Raw genomic sequence first — 19,659 nt, forward strand, 5'->3', positions numbered from 1 at the left:
TAATAAGTAGATAAAGCAGCTATCTCGCCTTGATACTGGTGGTATTGCTCTTTACGAAACCTAGTCCGTTCCCTTAGCGGAAATGCTTATAGTTCCTTTGGATTGCTCGGCGCTGTGCTGGCTTTAGCCGTAACGAATATGACGAATGACGTCTTTTTCAAAGTGGGCCAGATAACCCTGATTGGCCTTTCCGCTAAGAATGCGATTCTGGTTATCGAATTCGCGAAACAATTGATGAAAGAAGGAAAGACCCTTATTGATGCGACATTGATTGCATTGAAGCAGCGCTTGTGGTCAATACGGATTACTTCTCTGGTTTTCACATTAAACACTGTTCCGCTGATGCTTACCATGGGGCCAGTGACAGCACAAAGCATGCGATCGGTACCAGTGTATTCGGCGGGATGATTAGCGGAACGCTACTGGCCATTTCCTTTGTTCCGGTATTTTTCGTAAATATCACCCGATTTACTGGCATGCGAAAAGACATACCGGGGAATAGCCGGAACGGCTAATCTCTGCGCTATGTTCCGGTCAGTTTAAAGCAGGCTTCTTGCTGAACTGGCTGGCATTACATTATCAAGGATATTATGAACATCATTATCACACAAAGGTTAATTTAAGGGAGAGGATGCGGCAGCACTTTTCGATTACCTCTCTTCACCACGTGCTCCTTGCTTTTAGGTTGAAAAGTTACATTCACTAGCCGAGGCGGAGGTCGACGTGGCTAAACGAGCCACTGACCCAGCACAGTTTGCCGTTTGTCTAAAAACCGATACGTTAATCGGATATCTTTTTGCGGACAATAGCAATAAGCCAGACAGCAATACCAGGTCAGTAGGCTGACACTTTACTCAACGTTATGAACGCCAGAGATATGCGAACGAGTCATTTGCTGCATTGTTTGATTATTTATTTAAACAGACGTTTGTATGCCTGGGTGGAAGTTTACAATCTGGCTTCTAAAAAATTTTGTGAACGTTACACGCAGAGGTTGCAGAGCAATAGTGGCCCAGAAAAAAATGCCTGCTAATTGAAATGAACAATATTCTTAGTGTTTTTAATGGTAATGCAGTTACTGAACACAATTTTATTGAACACAGATCAATGATCTGACTCTCCACTAAATCAAAATTTCAACGTACCTTAGTCTTTGTCTGTTTTTGAAAATAATAAGTAGCGGTAATTCTGAATTGTTTATGAAGAGGTCCCGTACGCCTGCCGTTCACCATCATAAGCTAGCCGGATGCTCGTAACACTTATTTTGGCAATCCGACGGAGCTGACCGACTCTGCTAGTTACTTGAGGATGCCAAGACGCGCCGAACCAATCAAGTAAATGAAAGAAAACAGACAATGCGGCGCCGGAAACAAATACGAATGTTCAGAGTATGAGCAGTTGATATGCACGAAAGGAAGAAAAAAGGCAGGGAGATTAATTCCCTGCCTTTTTTATCATTTAATCAAGAAGTCATCAACATTGCCGCCGTTGGCAATGTGTTCAGCAAAAACTTTAGGTGTACGGCCCTGGCCAGTCCATGTTTTAGTTTCACCGTTTTCATCGGTGTACTGGTATTTGGCCGGTCGTGCTGCACGCTCTTTTTTAGGTTTTGTCTGGCCGGTGGAGAATTCAAGCAACTCTGACGGGTCAATACCATCATCCAGCATCAACTGGCGCAACTTATTCAGCTTCTCTGTACGTTCCGAAATCTCGTTACGTTTTGCTTCTTCTTCATCACGACGTTCCGAAACGATGACATTAAACTTCTCCAGAATGTCTTCCAGAGTTTCGAGAGGCAACTCACGCGCCTGAGCTCGCAGTGAACGGGTGTTATTAAGTGTTTTCAGTTCTTCAGACATTTTAGCTCCAGAGGGTAGTAATCATAATCTCAGTTGATTATGAAACATTAAAAAATAAAATCAACAGAAAGCCAACTGAATTAATGAACAATGTCGAACGGATTCACTTCTTTATGTTTCTTAAAATGAATGAACTGCGCTTGAAGAGCTTCTGAGACATTGTGCCTTGGTATACAGGTTGTAAAGTCGCATGGGGTTCATACATGTTAGATGGGAACGATACTTAAAATGAATCACAGGTAGGGATTTACCCGGCATATTTATGATGTTAAAAAGTTAGAAATACAAAATTAGTTACAAAAACCTTATGGCAACTCATACCATATACCTGGTTTAAAATGCATCAACCCTGACTACTTGAGAGTGTTTTGATAAGCGTGGGTCAGGGGTAATGTTACCCCTTATATGAAGATAATCTGAGTTCAGCTTTGATGTAAGGTATTCGCTGATAGTGGCTATGGCAAGCATAATGCTGAGTCAGGGCAACTTTGGTCGAAGATAAATAAACGCTCCCGGTTAAAGTTTTACTTACCATTGCAGGAGTAATGGTTTACCGGGTGCGCATATTTTATGCTCTCTGTCGGTTACTTTGTGTTAAGGGGATTCATTTTTCCGAATCTTCTCATTTTCACGGCTTTCCTTTAAAAGCTCGTCAATCACACGTTCCGTTATTTTTTCCACGGCCTCGCTTCTTGAGAGACCTTCCATATCCGCAAGCCTGTCTATCTTCCGCAGTATTTTCATACGCAGCGATAAAGAGACCGCTGTTTTTTTATCTTTATCCAGAATGACGCGGCCACCTGACTCTGTGCTTTTCAGTTCGGCATTCTTTGCCAGATCATCACTCATCCGTCGCAGCGTTTTTTTATCAAGGTTACCCGGCGTGATCATCTGGTAAGAGTGACTGGCCTTGCTGTACTTTATTTCTGCTGAATAGTCTTCCCTGAGTGCTTTAAGGGCCCGTGTCAGGGTTGGCTCTGAACATTCCAGGCTGGTGATGATATCGGCGGCAGGAACCGGTTTCCCGGTGCCCAGTAAATTAGCCAGAGTGAAAATGCGGACCTGTCGCGTATTGAGTTGCATCGTTAGTTAAAGCCTGCGTCAAAAAAAAGTGGTTCAATTGCCTGAAAGATAAATGTCGTGCTCATCTTTCTGATAACCGGATAGTCTCCAAGCGCTTCCACCGGATCCACATGTTCTATCCCGGCAAAATTAATCGACGCCATCTGTGCTCTGCTAAATTTGCATGACAGGATGTATTCGTCTTCAAGATACCCGGTCCGTTTACTGATGCGCTGGGTAAAACCTGAAACCACCACGTAGTCAAAGGGTAGTGTATGCAGGGCAATACCGGCCAGGCGCAACAGGCACCCATGAACATGGCGTGCGTAATTTTCTCGCTGTGCTTTTTGCGTCATGGCCTTTTCGGTGATTTCTGTACCGCGGGCATTCACACCGTAAGTTTTATCAGGCATGTCTTCTATCTCAGGCAGATCGACATCGAGCCAGACCGTGGACTGTTCAGGTTTGACTTCGAACGTCACCAGAGTTTCCCGTGGCCACTCAGTTTGCGCCAGTACCTCACCCAGTCGGGACTCAAAGAAAGCACTGTCCCTGCGAAACTGGTCACGGGCTTCAGCCTGCGATGCGATCAGCCTGCTTTCATGCTCCTTAGCCTCGAATTGCCAATTGGCATACTGTTCAGCCCAGGCGGTGCGCTGCTGCTGATAGCGATGCTGGCGGAGCGTATTTTCTCGTTCCGTATCAGCCAGCGTCTGCTGCCATTGATTCCTGAGCTCCTCAAGACGCTCTGCACGGGCCGCATCGGATTCAAACCATTTCCCAAAAAATCCTACACTAGTGCTCTCATCCGGTTGCTCTGGTAAGGGCATCAACTCAGGTTTCGCCGGACGTACCGGCGCCGGTACCAGCCAGGGTTTCTGACGACTGGCCAGATATTCTGTTTCCAGTTCGGACCAGCTGATACCCTGGCGGGGATCCGGCGTCAGCTCATGGATATTGGCAATACTGCTCACAACAGACATCAGTGCGCCCACTTCCTTTTCGAGCTCCAGCCGAATAGAAGGATCGGGTTGTGCGCTACGGGCAGTACGTGAGCGGGCTGAGCTATCCAGTCTGGTGCGATAACTCAGGCCGGTACCCGGCAAACCCAGGTTGGCATAAGTGCCCCGGCTACCAATGGATACAGACGCCCCCCGCGGTCCTACGCTGAGACTCGGTGCGCCGTTACTTAAGTTCAGCCGTACGCCGGGAATGATGTTGATCGTTTTACGAAATCGAAATCCCATTACGACATCCTCAGTTTTTCTGTGACAGTGGCATCAGTCTGATACCCTCTGCGCTTTGTTCCGGGATCATGCCATATATCCGGGCTCGTTCCAGTATGCTCGCTGCCCAGCGGCGATGCGTTGCCGGTTCGCACATCGCGCCCTGCGATTTGAATACAGCCTGAGTGGAGTTGAGGATCCGGAGCGCATCCGAATGTTCGCCTGCTGATACCTTCAGTGCGTTTTCGATAACATCAATCTGAGCAGGGTGGATGGCCGTTTTACCCACCAGCCCATGCGCCATATCAAGCGCCAGCTCCCGCGCCATAATGTCATGATCGTCAATATGCTCACAGACTGGCGCCGTCAGCGCAAAATCACGCGGACCGAATACTGACACCAGCATTTTAATCACGTAGCCCATAGGCCCGTCGTAAAGTGTCAGATTCCGCGGCCGTCTCAGCGAGACCACATTCATCAGGTCATTTCCGCCGATACGCAGGGCAATGAGCCGATCAAGGCATGGATGAGAAAGTAGCTTTTCCGCAAGTTCACGCATCCGGAGGACATCAAACACGTCGTCGGTTTCAAGGGTCGGCATAAGACAAAGGTGCGTGTCTGCCATTGCCGCCCACCATTCCGGCAACGAGGCCAGAGTGAATTTTGGCAGTACAAAACCGTCAACGGCGCTCAGGTCGACATTCTGAACCAGCCATTGCCCCATTTCCGTATGTCGCGGGCGAATAAACACCAGCGGCCAGTCCTGGTTACCGGCACGTAATTTTTCCTGGCTGAGGCGCTGCAGCAGCTGTCTCAGATTTTCCAGCGCCCGGGGGATATCTGTTTCACTGACCGCATCCTCCAGACAAATGACCAGCGAGCGAAGTCCCGGGATCTTGCCGTCCAGGATAGCTCCCTCAATATCGTAACGGGTTGCGGGCATGTACAGCGTGGCGCCAAGATTCCAGGGCGAGAGGCGATTTTTCATCAGAGCACCTTTTTAATAATGGTCACGGCCCGGTACTGGCCAAGTGCGTCACCCATTTCGGTAACGATGATCCCTTTATCGCGGGCCAGGCCTACCAGTAACTCGACATCCGGATCGCTGACTGAGCGTACAAACACATGATCGGGTACCCGGCGTAATACGGCGCGGGTTGCTTCAGCGATACCCGGTTTAATCCGGTTGATGCTGTCGACCGCATACCTGTCAGCAAGGAGGGCGATCACATCACGACTCTTCTGCCACAGACCGGTATTCGCTGCCATATTCCAGTCGAGCCCGGGTACAGCCGCGGGATCGAGTTTTTCGCGATAATCGGCAACCGTCCCGACCAGCAAGCGGCTGCATTCGTACTCATTCAGATGTTCGCACACGACGCAGCCGTGTAACCCTTCAGTAGTCCATACAGAGCGTGAAATAAGGCCTGATACCGGCGCCCCCATAATCCCGAACGGGATCAGCCAGTCATCATCGCTTGCCGCCAGCCAGGAGCAGCCACACGGGTCAGCGAGCACCACAAGGCGGGGGTGTTCCGGATAACCGCTGCGTCCTTCCAGGGAGCGAACCAGTTGACCCGTGATCGCGCCTTTACCGGTCCAGCCATCAACGAACACAATGCCATGTGTGCCATGACGGGATTCAATGATATCCAGGGCAGCGGTATCGATGCCGCGATCACGAATGATGCTGATCCCGTAGTGGAAGGATGTTTTCCCCATGTCCCGCAGCGTCTGATGCAGCATCACGCCCAGAGGCACACCGGCCCGGACGAGACTTGCCAGAATAATGGGTTCATCACCAAAGCGGTTGGCCAGTTCGCGGGCAAGTTGTGTTACTTCGTGTGCCAGTCGGGCCGCGCCACGATCCAGTGCGCGTGAGAATAGATCCAGATGCCAAGAGGTAGGGGCAGGCTCCTGGCTCAGCATGTCTGAATAATGCTTTTTGCCGGACTGGATCAGCGCCTCTTTTTGGTCAACCGGCGTCATTTCCATTTCAATGGGTTTGAGCAGGAACTGGACATCACTGGCGTCGTAAGAGCCCGAAAAAGGAATGAGTGGCTGCATCTTACAGTTCTCCAAAAATTTTCATTGAGACGGCTTCAGCGAACTGGCTTTGACGCGGGATCCCGTACCAGCTGCAGAGCTTCATAAAGCGGTGATCGCTAAGACTGTCACCGAGCCCAATCACCGGGAATACACCTCGCTCGGCACGTAATTTGTTCAGCAACCAGGTAACGGCCAGACCTTTTTCCACGGGATGAGGAAGCCAGGCAACATTGTTGCTGTTACGGTGGATATAGAAGTCCGCGACCGGGAATACCGCTTCAATCTCGTCTGCAATGGCATACAGCTCATCAAGCCGTGTGCTGTCGCGGTGCTTCATCACCAGATAGACGGGTGTGCCGTCATATTCATAGTTGAGTCGCGCCCAGGCGTTAATGCCCCTGGCTTCCATCATCTCTGTGATCGCACGTTGCATGGAGATAAGCCTCTCTTCGTACTGCGCCAGGCCCTGCAACATGTGCGCTTTCCAGTCCTCGTCAGGCTGACCCTGTGGGTTCAGGATAACGGCACCATGGGTTGTAATCGCCCAAGAGTGGAAGGGGATCTGCACGCGGCTGATTTCTTCAGTGCCGCGGGCCGTCACCGGAATAAGTTCAGCCTGCTCCAGTAACCAGTCCACCAGCATGGACTGCTCTTCAGTCATGAAGCTGCGTGGCGCTAAACTTCTGTCCAGCGCTCCGGTTTTAAAGGGCTCCAGCGCGAGCTCATCCACCATTTTGCGTCGGGTCTGGAAGAGGGTGTCATCAAGGTCACTCAGGACAACGGGTTTATTCATAGCTAATAATCTCCACACTGGCGGCTACTCCTGCCAGCGTCTTCATCAGGTGACTGTCCACGCTGGCCGCTGGCGTCTCGGTGCAAAGCAGAACGCGATCAAACCGCTGGTGCGCAACGTTGTATAAAAAATTGGGAATGCCCAGACCATAGTTATCCGTGAAGGCAATAGCCGACTGAATGGCGAAGCCTGTGGCTATCGGTGATCGGGTAGTGGAACTGTAAAACGCATCCGCACCGGCCTCGGCCAGACGCTCAGCAAGCAGGAACGGTTCCCACACAAATTCACCTGTGCCCAGCACCAGCACGCGTTCTCCCGGTGAGATGGTGATATTACGGCCCAGGTCATTAGCGGGCGCCGTCATCCCCAGTCGGCCCCAGGACTGTTTGCCGGTGATGGGGAAGTTACCCCGGGAAGTCACATTCACCGCTGGCATTACCGGGACGGGCGCGTCCGGGATGGGTTCCCACTGCCATGCACCGCTGACCAATGACAGCGTGCGCACCGGCAAAGGACAACGCGTTTCCAGCGCATCACCACTCCAGTCGGTGAGTGTGACAGCCACAACCTGCTCCAGCTGTGGCAACCGGCCAGTATTGCGCAGTGCCGCAAGGAGATTGATGAAGGTGTTACCGGTTGTGGCTTCATCATCAATCAGAACCAGGGTTCGCGCTTCGGTCACTCTGCGGCGCATTTCCGCCTCAGCGGGCAGGTAGATCAGATGATCTGTCGCATGGCTGTGCTCTTCCTTAAATTCACACAGCAGTTCACCGTCCTGAGGATGGCGCGTTGAGGTCAGGTAAACGGAATCCGCGTACTGGTGGCGAAGTTCATCAAACACGCCAGCCCCGAGACCTACCGCAGTCTCGGCCATCCCGATAAACAGCACCGGTCCGGGAACGGACTCCGGAAACTGGCGGGCCAGACGCTGGTATGCCTGACGCATTGTCGAAGGAGGAACCGGAATATGTCTGCCCAGCACTTTGCTGACAAAGAGAAAAGCACGTTTCGGGTTATGGCGCTCAGCAATATCAAAAAGATCGTTAAGGGACATCTCGCCCCGGGCGCGTGTGACCTGAATCGTGCCGCATGACAATGCACGTCGATAAACAGTGTCTTCGTTCAACAGTGACATAGTGAGCCTTAATTAATACGGTTGGTGAGGTCGGCTGGATAGACGATGACATCGGTAATGGATCGCACCGTTGCAGGCTTGAAGGAAACCATCGCGTTATCTATCACTTCATTTTTCGACATCAGGCCCAGCTGGTGGAAGGCAAACAGCCCCGGCAGATTTACGCCGCTGCGCAACGTGTATCCAATCCCACCTGACGGACGCATATTCGTCTCAAGCAGCACTGGCTTGCCGTTGTGGTCATTACGCGTCTGCACATTGGTGAGGCCGTCCGCGTTCATAGCCCGGGCACAGTTACAGGCCAGCTCGTATGCTTCGCCGCAGTTCACCAGATACTGAAGCGCACCTTCTTTGCGACGTCCCACAGCTGCGAGGACTTCACCCTTGTGCGCCAGAATATCGACAGAATATTCGGGTCCAGGCAGATACGGCATCAAAACAAGGGGGGTAAACGTCTTAGCGGCGCTCAGCGCTGCAATATACTGGCCGGGTTTCACGATCCGGTTTTCCGGGTTGTTGAATACCGCTATGGAGGAGGCCTCGTCATCGAAACGCCAGAATCCCATGCCATAAATACCCGTGACGGGTTTGACACATAGCGGAGTATCCGCAAAAGGAGGATTAGCAAGATGGTCCTGCAGCGCCGAAATCGAGTTGATGCGTACAGAAGGGACGACCGGCAGTCCACATTGCTGCATAAAGTCAGCGAAAGTAACTTTATCGTCGGCAAGCGTCAGCCAGTCAGAAGCCGTCGCGCCAGTGGTGAGCGTAGCGCCCGACGCTTCGATTGCAGCACGATGCTGTTCGAACCACTGACTATTTCGTCCCGTATGAACAGCATTAATCCCGTGTTTCCCGATAGTGTCGAGAATGAAAGCAAGGCGGCTTTCCGGGTCAGAGGGTTCGATTAGCGCATAGTCAGCAACGGCAAGCAATTCATTACGTTCGTGACGATGAGAGGCATAAACAACAAGATTGAAGTTATTAAATTTAGCGAAAGACTTCATTCCCTGAATAATATCACGCTGTGATGAAAGTCCTTCCATAAGCCAAATTTTGTTTTTCATTTTTTAAGTTATTACCTGATAAGTTCAAGCTGTTAAGGCGGTTATGAGAGTCTAAGAATGTCTTAAGTTGATGTCAATCATAATATGATTGTTAAATGCGGGCATTTTCAACGCTGTGACTGTGATCATGCAGGGGGTTTATACACTTATATTTCAGCAACCTGAAAGATTTAAGTGCGCAACAATGTAGCGAAAATACAGCCCTGGATCAAAAAACCCTAAAAATTTGTTCTTGCCTCAGAACTTCATCATGATATGATTTTTTACGTTAGTGGATAAGCGTTATCTCTGGGTTAACTTTCTCATCACCATTTAAGGAAATAAATATGGTTTCATTAAGCAAGAATCAGACGGTTTCACTCACTAAACAATCTTCTGCACTCAGCCAGCTTCAGTTTGGTCTTGGCTGGGATCCAATTAAGAAAAAAGGGCTGCTGGGTGGGTTGTTTGGTGGCAGTGGTTCCATCGATCTAGATGCCGGATGTGTCCTCATGGACAGCGCCGGAAACAAAATCGACACCGTCTGGTTCCAACAACTGAAATCCAAATGTACGGCTGTTGTTCACAGCGGCGACAACCTGACAGGTGAAGGCGATGGTGATGATGAAGTGATCAATGTCAATCTGAGCAAACTGCCTGCAAATGTCGAGTACCTGGCCTTTACCGTGAACAGCTTCCGTGGTCAGTCGTTCAACGATGTCGATAATGCATTCTGCCGTGTAGTTGATCAGACCAACAAAGAACTCGCCCGTTATCAGCTGACCGAGCAGGGCGCCCATACCGGCATCGTTATTGCGTCCCTGCGTCGTAATAATGGCAACTGGGACTTCACGGCCCATGGCCACCCATGCCGCGGTCGTACCATTACCGATATGCACTCCGATATCGTTTCAACGGTAGTCCGCTAATGAACCTGACGCCGGGGGGCAATGCCCCCGTACCATCACAGGAGCTCCGGGTTCGAATCACCTCAGGTGGTCCGGTTGACGCCTCTGCGTTTCGTCTTTATGCAGACGGAAAAGTGCAGGGGGATGCGGATATGGTCTTCTACGGCCAGCTGCGCAACGATGATGGCACTGTCAGCCTGGTGAGTGAGGGACAGTATTCAACATTTACTGTCGCTCTTAACCGGCTGAGGACCGATGTCCAGAAAATTGCCTTTACCGTTACCTGTGACGGTGGGCAGACCGTTGCTGGTCTTCGCAATCTGTCTATTGACGTAGAGCAGGGTGCAACCCGTCTGGTTAGCGGCGTCGTGGATTTAACGGGCCGTCAGGAAGCTGCGCTCATTCTGGGTGAATTCTATCGTCGTAATAACGAGTGGAAATTCCGCTTCGTTGCTCAGGGTTTCAATGGCGGACTAAAGCCGCTGGCGGAACACTTTGGTGTTGATATCGCAGACTCACCGGCTCCGGACACTACAACTGCGCCGCCTGCCGTTACGCCACCAGCACCAGCTCCGGCAGCTAATAAAGTAAGCCTGAGCAAGGTTTCCCTGACCAAGGAGAAACCAGCAATCAGCCTGGCCAAACGCGATAACTTTGGCGAGATCCGTATCAATCTTAACTGGAATCGCGCAAGCGGCAGCTCAGGACTGAGGGGCATGTTTGGTTCCAAAGGGATTGATCTGGATCTGGGTGCCTTTGTAGAGCTGGAAGACGGTTACAAATCGGTAATACAGGCGCTGGGTAATGCCTTCGGTGATTATCATGACGAACCTTATGTTCAGCTGCAGGGCGATGATCGTACTGGCGACAATGCTTCAGGTGAATGGCTGCACATCAACGGCCGCGAATGGAAGCACGTTCGTGAGGTCCTGATCTATGCCTTCATTTACGAAGGTGCGGCCAGCTGGGATAAAACAGATGGGATCGTCACCATCCATGTTCCGGATCAGCCGCCTATTGAAACCCGGCTGACAGAAGGCGATAACCGTCGCACCTTGTGTGCGATTGCCCGCCTTGTCAACGAAAATGGCGCCATCAAGGTGGAGCGAATCAACCAGTATTTCAAAGGCCAGTCTGAAATGGACAAAGCCTTTAACTGGGGCTTTCGCTGGAGCGCCGGTTCTAAATAACGTGACATCAAAGGATTTAACCATGAGTTTTTTCGACAAAGTTAAAGGTGCGCTTAATTCCGGGCGCGACGAACTGACCCGTCAGGTTGGCCGTTTCAAAAATAAGAAGTTCATGCAGGGTACAGTCGCTGTCTGCGCCCGTATTGCTGCCGCCAGTGACGGCGTAAGCTCGGAAGAAAAACAGAAAATGATGGGTTTTCTGCGTGCTTCCGAAGAACTGAAAATTTTCGATACCAATGAGGTTATCGAGTTCTTCAACAAACTGGTTTCAAGTTTCGATTTCGATGTTGAGATTGGTAAAGGTGAAACCATGAAGTACATCCTGGCGCTGAAAGATCAGCCTGAAGCCGCACAACTGGCATTACGCGTTGGTATTGCTGTTGGCAAAAGCGACGGTAACTTTGACCCGGATGAGAAAGCAGCCGCACGTGAAATCGCTGTCGTGCTCGGCTTTGACCCGGCTGAATTCGGCCTCTGAGATACATCCTTTAAAGGTAAATTATGGTTTCGACACATATTGGTTTTCCGGTTGAGACAGTCACAGTGTTTATTGCGCTGTCACTCGGTGCCATTTTCATTGACCTGTTCATGCACCGTCATGACAAGCCAATTTCGCTGAAAAGTGCCGCGCTGTGGTCCGTGTTCTGGGTCATTGTCGCGATGGCATTTGCCGGGTTCCTGTACGTTCACCACGGTGCTGAAGTCGCAAGCCTGTTTGTCACTGGTTATGCACTGGAGAAGGTGCTTTCTGTCGACAACCTGTTCGTGATGATGGCCATTTTCTCCTGGTTCTCGGTACCAGATCGTTTCCGTCACCGTGTGCTCTACTGGGGCATTATTGGCGCCATCGTCTTCAGGGGCATTTTTGTGGCCATCGGTGCTGGCCTGCTGAGCCTGGGGCCGTATGTTGAAGTGGTATTCGCCCTCATCGTGGCCTGGACGGCTGTCATGATGCTCAGAAGTGGCGGTGATGAAGAGGAAGTGGAAGACTATTCGCAGCATCTTGCATACCGGATGGTTAAACGCTTCTTCCCGATCTGGCCAAAACTTCAGGGTCACGCTTTCCTTCTCTCTCAGAAAGAAGTGGATGCCGAGCTGGCAAAACCTGAAAACAAAGATGTGACCATCGGTCGCGGTAAGAAAGCATGGCGCTACGCCACGCCGCTGATGCTCTGTGTGGCAGTAGTGGAGCTCTCCGATGTCATGTTTGCGTTTGACTCGGTCCCGGCCATCATAGCCGTCAGCCGTGAGCCACTGATTGTCTACAGTGCCATGATGTTTGCTATCCTGGGCCTTCGTACCCTGTATTTCGTACTCGAAGCCCTGAAGCAGTATCTGGTGCATCTGGAGAAAGCCGTTATCGTACTGCTGTTCTTCATCGCTGCCAAACTGGGGCTGAACGCAACAGACCATATCTGGCACCACGGGTATAATATTGCGGCCACCACCAGCCTGTACGTCGTGCTGGGTGTCCTGGCCGTCGGGATCATTGCAAGCGTCATGTTCCCGGGCAAACCAGAAACAGAGGGAAAGGAGAGCTAATCTCCTGAGAATTTCACTAATTCTATTACTAATGCATGAGGCTGAACTATGAGTGTTTCTCTTTCTAAAGGCGGTAACGTATCCCTGAGCAAAGCAGCTCCAACCATGAAAAATGTTCTGGTTGGTCTGGGCTGGGATGCTCGTTCCACTGACGGGCAGGACTTCGACCTGGATGCTTCTGCGTTTCTGCTGAGCGCCAGTGGCAAAGTTCGTAATGACGCAGATTTCATTTTCTATAACAACCTGAAGTCAGCTGACGGGTCCGTTACCCATACCGGTGATAACCGTACCGGTGAAGGCGATGGTGATGATGAATCCCTGAAAATCAAACTGGATACTATCCCGGCAGACGTGGATAAGATTGTGTTTGTGGTGACGATCCATGATGCACAGGCCCGCCGACAGAGCTTTGGTCAGGTATCCGGTGCGTTTATCCGCCTGGTGAACGACGATAACCAGACTGAAGTCGCTCGTTATGATCTGACTGAAGACGCCTCCACAGAAACCGCCATGCTGTTTGGCGAACTGTATCGTCACAATACCGAATGGAAGTTCCGTGCGGTCGGCCAGGGTTATGCTGGTGGCCTGGCTTCCGTGTGTGCTCAGTACGGCATTAACGCGTCCTGATAAAAGTCGCTTTTCTGTCCCCGGGCTGTTCATTCAGCCCAAACCCTAATTAATAGCAGGAGCTTAACAATGGCAGTTTCTCTCGTTAAAGGCGGTAACGTATCCCTTACTAAAGAAGCACCAACCATGAATGTTGCGATGGTTGGTCTGGGCTGGGATGCGCGTGTCACCGACGGTCAGCCATTTGACCTGGATGCGTCTGTGTTCGCGGTAGGTGATGACGGTAAAGTGCTTTCTGATCAGCACTTCATTTTCTTCAACAACAAAACCAGTCCTGACGGCGCCGTGGAACACCAGGGTGACAACCGTACTGGTGAAGGGGATGGCGATGATGAGTCGGTCAAAATTGATCTGACCAAAGTGTCAGCTGACGTTAAAAAACTGGTATTCGCTGTCACCATCTATGACGCCGAAGTCCGTAAGCAAAACTTCGGTATGGTGAGCAACAGTTTCATGCGCGTTTACAACAACGATAATGCTGCTGAAATCGCACGCTTCGATCTGTCTGAAGATGCGTCCACCGAAACCGCTATGATCTTTGGCGAACTGTACCGCCATGGCGCCGAATGGAAATTTAAAGCCGTAGGCCAGGGTTTTGCAGGTGGATTACCGGCGCTGGCATCCCAGCACGGTGTTAATATCTAATAATAATTACATACTCAACCCCGGTGCTGTCACTGGGGTTTTTTTATAGGTGTCTGCACATGGCAAAGAAAAAAGATGATGGTTCGGCTGTAATACTACTTTTTGTTGTAGCGTTTTTTGTGTTCCTGCCCTTTCTGATATTCGGGATGTTCTTCTACCGAAAATTAAAAAGAAAATACTCAGCAATACCAAACATCCAGCGTGTTTACGATATTGGCGTTCTGTTTAAAACGTTGGGTGCCTCCATTGCTGTAATTGTGGTTTCAGCCGTACTGGTTCTGCAACTGAGTGCACTTCCGGCTAAATTTGTATCGCCAGGAACCGCACATTACATTGCGAGAGTTTTATTCATTCTCTATCCGATTGTCATGATATGGCCAATGAAAAAAATGGCTGAGCGCATCGCCATTGAGTACTTCGGCATCGTCTTCAATGACAACGACAGAACAATTATCCTCCCTGCCGACATAGGCAATATGGGACTGGGTGACTGGCTTCGCCTCAGGTTCCTGAGCAGAATGGGCGAGCAGGACAGCATAGAGATACGCAAAATATCGAATATCACCCGAGAGAAAGGCGTCAATTTCTACATTCACGGTGATTTTGGGTCCCGCCGTATCAACTTTTCCAATAAACAAAAGCGTGACGAATGTCTTTCGGCGCTGCAGGCCAGAACCCGCGTAAAGGGTGGCAGAGACTACGGTTATTAAACAAGGAGCAGAAGCCATGCAATTACAGTCAGGTCAGAATATCCCTCTAACTTCATCCTCTATCACGCTCAACCTGCGATATCCGGTGCGACCGGCTTTTCGCGGCGAACCCGATACCTGCGTTTTCATGCTCAACGCACAGGGAAAGGTGAGTGGTGATAACGATTTCATCTTTTTTAATAATCTGAGTTCACCGGATGGCGCCGTTAAACTGACTCCTGGGACACAGCAATCAAGCGTGCATATTGAACTTAACCGTGTATCACCGGCTGTTCAGAAAATTGCCTTAACTCTCGTCATCGATGGCAGCGATACCATTACCGGCCTGCAGCAGCTGAGCCTGCAGGCACCCGGCATCGCATCATTCGATCCCGAGACGGCAGGGCGCAGCGAGAAAGCCATCATCGTGGCGGAGGTCTATCGTCATAACGGCAACTGGAAGCTCCGGGCGCTTGGCCAAGGTTTCAATGGCGGGCTTGAGCCGCTGGCCATCAGCTACGGTGTTGACGTGTCATCTCCAGCTCCGACACCGGCTCCTCAACCTTCAACAGCTCCGACGATAAGTCTTGAGAAAAAGCTGGAGAAACAAGCGCCACGCCTGGTCAGCCTTGCAAAAAAAGCGACCGTCAGTTTGACCAAGCACAAGCTTAATACGCTGCAGGCGAGCGTAGCGTTTGTGCTCGATGCCTCTGGCTCAATGACCGGAGAGTTTTCAAGAGGGCATGTGCAGTCTGTACTGGATCGCATCGCTGTTCTTGCCGTTCAGTTTGATGATGACGGTGAAATGGATCTTTGGGGCTTTGCTGAAAAGCACCGAAAATATCTGAATGTCACGCTGAGTAATCTCGATAATTATGTCGAAACCATTCAGGGGAGTGGCAAACGCTCAAGGTGGGAATTACTGCCTGGCTTGGGTGGTACGAACAACGAGCCACCAGTGATGGAGGAGATTGTTGATTACTACCGGGACAGTAAGCTACCTGTCTATATCGTATTCATCACGGACGGCGGCATCAGTAAAACAAAAGCGATAAAAGATGCTATTCGTCGATCCGCAAATTATCCAATCTTCTGGAAATTTGTCGGCCTCGGAGGTTCGAATTATGGCATCCTGAAAAACCTTGATGATTTTACAGATCGTAAGATCGATAACACGCACTTCTTTGCCATGGATAATTTCGCAACCGTTAGCGATGAAGCACTTTACGATAATCTTCTTGAAGAATTCCGAACGTGGATTGATGAGGCTAAGTTAAAGAATATTCTGTAATTTTGAAGGCCACGTGCCTGGTGTAATTCCAGGCATATTAAGATTAACCCAGGCAATTTAACTTAAGTTTAATTTAATATTTCCGGCGTTAATGGCATGTTAAAATGCTGTAAAGCGAACAAATACGCTGTTTATTTATTGTCCGGAAGGTATGGATGTCGTATCTTCCGGAATTCTTTACAATGCCTCGTATGATGACATTTTTGTACCAAGGACCGTTGAAGCTAGAAAGTTAACTCTGGCTAAACACTTAGCTACAGCTTTTTAAGCTAATTGTATTAGCATCATCAATATGCAACATATCCTTGATCGTAATACTATATCATTCATCTCTGGTCACTATCACGAAACCTTTTCTTTTTTGCCTCCTGTATCGCCTGATGCCTTCTTCGTCTGGGCACCTCATTGGCGCCAAATATAATACAAAAGCAATTATTGCAATAACAACAAATAAAATAATCATTTTCCGTCCTTTTTGAGTTTTTTATCGATCCCATCTTCTTCCTTTTCAAGCGACTTTTTACGTCGCTTTTCAAGATGGTCCGAAGCTTTTTTTCCTGCAAAAGCTGATGAAATAGCCGTCACTAATAACCCAACAGCGGCCAGGATGTTTTTACTTTGTGACAAGACCATACTCCTCGTTCAGAAATGTGTAGAAGCCTTTGTCTATATTGCCATTATCGAAAGGTTCCCGGCCATGGACATCGATTAAATTATTACGCAATTTTTGTATCTGCGACTTTAAATCATCCACCGGCATTTCGCCAGAAGCGTACTCATACCTCAGCAGTTCAAGCGAGACAATCGTTTCCAGTTGGGCGACATCTGCAGCATTAAGATCTTTGCTTTGCCGCAAACGCTCAGCTGCTGCTGTTACTACAGCAGGCTCGCAACAATCATCGGAGTCTTCAAAATGATAAAAGTTTTTTGTATTAGTGGCATGGTTTACTAAGCGCATACAGTTTTTATCCAATCGTCAAAATTTGATTCGCTGTCATTAAGTACGGCAATAGATTTTTCATAATGAGTCATGACCTGACGATGCTGTTTATGGACTATCAACACCGAACGGGCGCTGTTCCAGAGGAACGGACCGGCAATAAGGTAGTTCAGCTTTCCGGTTCGTCCAAGAGTTCCTGTTACCAGCAGAAGCATCTGTATAACAAGCGCAGTGCCATAAGCGATCACCGCAAGTTGCGTCGTAAGCGTCGTCTGAGTACCGTCTGGTCCCGAATCCAGGATCCTGTAACTTAAGCACCCACTTATTTTGCAGGTGGACACCTCATGCGCGCTAAAGAAAGACTTCCCCGGAAACACTATTCCCCTGAATTCAAAATGGAACTGGTCAGGCTGGCTCTTGAAGAAGAAGGCAGTATTGCCGCACTGGCCCGGAAACATGACGTCAATGATAACCTGCTCTTTAAATGGATAAGGCTCTGGCAGCGTGAAGGGCGGGTCTGTCGGCCCCGAAAAAACTCATCGTCGCTTCCTGCCCTGATACCCGTGCAGCTTCAGGCGGGCTCTTCTCTCCCAACCTTCGAACTACCATCCTGCTCTCCTCCCGCTACCTGCCACATAAAATGTCGGGGAGGAGAAATAACACTGACTCATCCCTCTGCTGAACTCATGAGCACTGTCCTGCGCGAACTGATGCGGGGGCCTGTATGATAAATCTTCCCGCAGGCACAAAAATCTGGCTGGTTGCCGGTATCACCGATATGCGCAACGGCTTCAATGGCCTCGCCGCAAAGGTGCAGACCGCGCTGAAAGATGACCCGATGTCCGGCCACGTCTTCATCTTCCGGGGACGCAGCGGCAGTCAGGTAAAACTGCTCTGGTCCACCGGCGATGGTCTGTGCCTGCTGACAAAGCGACTGGAACGTGGTCGCTTCGCCTGGCCCTCAGCCCGCGATGGCAAAGTGTTCCTGACGCCGGCGCAACTGGCGATGCTGATGGAAGGTATCGACTGGCGACAGCCAAAGCGGTTACTGACATCCCTGACCATGTTGTAGCGCTCTTTATCCTGGTTGTCGCAGAATAAGCCTGGTAAAATACAGGCTTATGAACGACACCTCTTCTGACGACATCCTTCTGCTGAAACAGCGCCTGGCCGAACAGGAAGCGTTGATCCACGCCCTGCAGGAAAAGCTGAGCAACCGGGAACGCGAAATAGACCATCTGCAGGCGCAACTGGATAAGCTGCGCCGGATGAACTTCGGCAGTCGTTCCGAAAAGGTATCCCGCCGTATCGCGCAAATGGAAGCTGACCTGAACCTGCTGCAGCAGGAAAGCGATACGCTGACCGGCCGGGTGGATGACCCGGCAGTGCAGCGCCCGCTGCGTCAGACCCGCACCCGCAAACCGTTCCCTGAGTCACTCCCACGGGATGAGAAGCGGCTGCTGCCGACTGAGCCGTGTTGCCCGGAGTGCGGTGGTTCGCTGAGTTACCTGGGTGAGGATGCCGCCGAACAGCTGGAGCTGATGCGCAGCGCCTTCCGGGTTATCCGGACAGTCCGTGAAAAGCATGCCTGCCGTCGGTGCGATCGCATCGTTCAGGCCCCGGCTCCTTCGCGCCCCATCGAACGGGGGATCGCCGGACCGGGGCTGCTGGCCCGAGTGCTGACCTCAAAGTATGCAGAGCACACACCGCTGTATCGCCAGTCGGAGATCTATGCCCGCCAGGGTGTAGTGTTGAGTCGTTCTGTACTGTCGGGCTGGGTGGATGCGTGTTGTCGTCTGCTGGCACCGCTGGATGAAGCCCTTCAGCACTATGTCCTGACCGACGGCAAACTCCATGCTGACGATACGCCTGTCCCGGTGCTGTTGCCGGGCAATAAGAAGACGAAGACCGGGCGCTTATGGACGTACGTTCGAGACGACCGCAACGCCGGATCAGCGCTGGCCCCCGCAGTGTGGTTCGCTTACAGCCCGGACAGAAAAGGTATCCACCCTCAGACCCATCTTGCAGGCTTCAGTGGCGTACTGCAGGCTGATGCCTACGCCGGGTTCAACGAGCTCTACCGCGACGGCCATATAAAGGAAGCCGCGTGCTGGGCCCATGCCCGCCGAAAAATCCACGATGTTCACGTCCGTACCCCGTCAGCCCTGACGGAGGAGGCGCTGAAACGGATCGGCGAGCTGTATGCCATCGAGTCGGAGCTCAGAGGTAAAAGAGCAGAGGAACGGCAGGCAGTCCGGCACCAAAAAGTGCTGCCGCTGCTGGCGTCACTGGAGGGGTGGCTGCGGGAGAAACAGAAAACCCTCTCAAGGCACTCAGAACTGGCGAAGGCGTTCGGGTATGCGCTGAACCAGTGGCCGGCGCTGATCCGCTATGCAGAAGATGGCTGGGTGGAGGTGGATAATAACATTGCCGAAAACGCCCTACGACGGGTCAGTCTGGGGAGAAAAAACTGGCTGTTCTTCGGCTCGGATCATGGTGGTGAGCGCGGTGCGTCACTGTACAGTCTTATCGGGACGTGCAAATTAAACGGCGTGGATCCGGAACGCTATCTGCATTATGTACTTGATGTCATCGCCGACTGGCCTGTGAACCGGGTGGGTGCTCTGCTCCCGTGGCGGGTTACTCTGCCTGCCTGA

At 50.9% G+C, this 19,659-nt stretch carries 21 protein-coding genes and 2 pseudogenes; 13 read left to right on the forward strand and 10 right to left on the reverse strand.

The annotated features are described in order from the left end of the window. Positions 1-64: 64 nt before the first annotated feature. Both LBF07_RS23875 and LBF07_RS23880 read left to right on the forward strand, forming a co-directional pair. A pseudogene (locus tag LBF07_RS23875) lies at positions 65-515 on the forward strand (efflux RND transporter permease subunit); the annotation flags it as partial. A gap of 103 nt (positions 516-618) precedes the next feature. Continuing rightward, positions 619-994 (forward strand): annotated as a pseudogene (locus LBF07_RS23880) (GNAT family N-acetyltransferase); the annotation flags it as partial. A 460-nt stretch (positions 995-1,454) separates the two neighbouring features. Here LBF07_RS23880 and LBF07_RS23885 read toward each other — a convergent pair. The 8 genes from LBF07_RS23885 to LBF07_RS23920 form a co-directional block, all read right to left on the reverse strand. Then, positions 1,455-1,859: an H-NS family nucleoid-associated regulatory protein gene (locus tag LBF07_RS23885; protein WP_045337323.1), complete on the reverse strand. Its 405-nt coding sequence runs from the start codon at positions 1,857-1,859 to the stop codon at positions 1,455-1,457. Positions 1,860-2,453: 594 nt separating this feature from the next. Beyond that, positions 2,454-2,942, reverse strand: a complete 489-nt coding sequence (locus tag LBF07_RS23890; protein ID WP_045295136.1) for a tellurium resistance protein TerW — start codon at positions 2,940-2,942, stop codon at positions 2,454-2,456. Between the two features lie 2 nt (positions 2,943-2,944). After that, positions 2,945-4,168, reverse strand: coding sequence for a DUF4236 domain-containing protein (locus LBF07_RS23895; RefSeq protein ID WP_045295134.1), 1,224 nt, complete (start codon positions 4,166-4,168; stop codon positions 2,945-2,947). Between the two features lie 10 nt (positions 4,169-4,178). Further along, complete coding sequence (locus tag LBF07_RS23900; protein ID WP_045295132.1) at positions 4,179-5,135, reverse strand: HpcH/HpaI aldolase/citrate lyase family protein; 957 nt, start codon at positions 5,133-5,135, stop codon at positions 4,179-4,181. Continuing rightward, positions 5,135-6,214: a cysteine protease StiP family protein gene (locus LBF07_RS23905; RefSeq protein ID WP_045295130.1), complete on the reverse strand. Its 1,080-nt coding sequence runs from the start codon at positions 6,212-6,214 to the stop codon at positions 5,135-5,137. The genes LBF07_RS23900 and LBF07_RS23905 overlap by 1 nt, the downstream gene beginning before the upstream one ends. Before the next feature lies 1 nt (position 6,215). Then, entirely contained in the window at positions 6,216-6,989 is a 774-nt protein-coding gene (locus tag LBF07_RS23910; protein ID WP_108091236.1) for a hypothetical protein, read from the reverse strand. Next, positions 6,982-8,124: a phosphoribosyltransferase domain-containing protein gene (locus LBF07_RS23915; protein WP_045295126.1), complete on the reverse strand. Its 1,143-nt coding sequence runs from the start codon at positions 8,122-8,124 to the stop codon at positions 6,982-6,984. Before LBF07_RS23915 ends, LBF07_RS23910 begins: the two co-directional genes overlap by 8 nt. 8 nt (positions 8,125-8,132) lie before the next feature. Next, positions 8,133-9,191, reverse strand: coding sequence for an ATP-grasp domain-containing protein (locus LBF07_RS23920; RefSeq protein WP_108091237.1), 1,059 nt, complete (start codon positions 9,189-9,191; stop codon positions 8,133-8,135). Positions 9,192-9,517: 326 nt separating this feature from the next. Between LBF07_RS23920 and LBF07_RS23925 the strand changes: the two genes are divergently transcribed. From LBF07_RS23925 to LBF07_RS23960, 8 genes are all read left to right on the forward strand, one after another. Further along, positions 9,518-10,099, forward strand: a complete 582-nt coding sequence (locus tag LBF07_RS23925) for a TerD family protein (RefSeq protein ID WP_045295122.1) — start codon at positions 9,518-9,520, stop codon at positions 10,097-10,099. Continuing rightward, a complete protein-coding gene (locus LBF07_RS23930) occupies positions 10,099-11,268 on the forward strand; it encodes a TerD family protein (RefSeq protein WP_045295120.1) in 1,170 nt (389 codons plus the stop codon). The genes LBF07_RS23925 and LBF07_RS23930 overlap by 1 nt, the downstream gene beginning before the upstream one ends. Before the next feature lie 22 nt (positions 11,269-11,290). After that, complete coding sequence (locus LBF07_RS23935; RefSeq protein WP_219773551.1) at positions 11,291-11,746, forward strand: tellurite resistance TerB family protein; 456 nt, start codon at positions 11,291-11,293, stop codon at positions 11,744-11,746. 23 nt (positions 11,747-11,769) lie between these two features. Next, positions 11,770-12,810 carry a TerC/Alx family metal homeostasis membrane protein gene (locus tag LBF07_RS23940; protein WP_045295116.1) on the forward strand — a complete coding sequence of 347 codons (1,041 nt, stop codon included), beginning with the start codon at positions 11,770-11,772 and terminating at the stop codon, positions 12,808-12,810. Between the two features lie 48 nt (positions 12,811-12,858). Next, positions 12,859-13,437, forward strand: coding sequence for a tellurium resistance membrane protein TerD (terD, locus tag LBF07_RS23945; protein WP_045295115.1), 579 nt, complete (start codon positions 12,859-12,861; stop codon positions 13,435-13,437). A gap of 69 nt (positions 13,438-13,506) precedes the next feature. Then, on the forward strand, positions 13,507-14,082 hold the full coding sequence (locus LBF07_RS23950) for a TerD family protein (protein ID WP_045295113.1): 576 nt from the start codon (positions 13,507-13,509) through the stop codon (positions 14,080-14,082). A 59-nt stretch (positions 14,083-14,141) separates the two neighbouring features. Then, a complete protein-coding gene (locus tag LBF07_RS23955; RefSeq protein ID WP_045295110.1) occupies positions 14,142-14,792 on the forward strand; it encodes a hypothetical protein in 651 nt (216 codons plus the stop codon). Between the two features lie 16 nt (positions 14,793-14,808). Next, on the forward strand, positions 14,809-16,062 hold the full coding sequence (locus tag LBF07_RS23960; protein ID WP_045295108.1) for a VWA domain-containing protein: 1,254 nt from the start codon (positions 14,809-14,811) through the stop codon (positions 16,060-16,062). A gap of 459 nt (positions 16,063-16,521) precedes the next feature. Here the strand turns inward: LBF07_RS23960 and LBF07_RS23965 are convergent, their stop codons facing one another. Then, positions 16,522-16,689: a hypothetical protein gene (locus LBF07_RS23965; RefSeq protein WP_155404427.1), complete on the reverse strand. Its 168-nt coding sequence runs from the start codon at positions 16,687-16,689 to the stop codon at positions 16,522-16,524. Then, positions 16,676-17,020 carry a hypothetical protein gene (locus LBF07_RS23970; RefSeq protein ID WP_045295107.1) on the reverse strand — a complete coding sequence of 115 codons (345 nt, stop codon included), beginning with the start codon at positions 17,018-17,020 and terminating at the stop codon, positions 16,676-16,678. The genes LBF07_RS23965 and LBF07_RS23970 overlap by 14 nt, the downstream gene beginning before the upstream one ends. A gap of 377 nt (positions 17,021-17,397) precedes the next feature. Between LBF07_RS23970 and LBF07_RS24795 the strand changes: the two genes are divergently transcribed. Genes LBF07_RS24795 through LBF07_RS23985 form a run of 3 tightly spaced genes read left to right on the forward strand, consistent with a single transcriptional unit; the run spans position 17,398 to position 19,659 of the window. Beyond that, a complete protein-coding gene (locus LBF07_RS24795; RefSeq protein WP_050586387.1) occupies positions 17,398-17,730 on the forward strand; it encodes a transposase in 333 nt (110 codons plus the stop codon). Beyond that, the gene (tnpB, locus tag LBF07_RS23980) at positions 17,727-18,074 is read left to right on the forward strand and encodes an IS66 family insertion sequence element accessory protein TnpB (RefSeq protein WP_000609174.1); all 348 of its coding nucleotides are present in this window, start codon (positions 17,727-17,729) and stop codon (positions 18,072-18,074) included. Before LBF07_RS24795 ends, tnpB begins: the two co-directional genes overlap by 4 nt. A gap of 49 nt (positions 18,075-18,123) precedes the next feature. Continuing rightward, positions 18,124-19,659, forward strand: a complete 1,536-nt coding sequence (locus LBF07_RS23985; protein WP_016239903.1) for an IS66 family transposase — start codon at positions 18,124-18,126, stop codon at positions 19,657-19,659.

It is taken from the genome of Enterobacter cloacae complex sp. ECL352, from assembly GCF_020149545.1.
In the GTDB taxonomy this organism is placed as follows: domain Bacteria; phylum Pseudomonadota; class Gammaproteobacteria; order Enterobacterales; family Enterobacteriaceae; genus Enterobacter; species Enterobacter asburiae_B.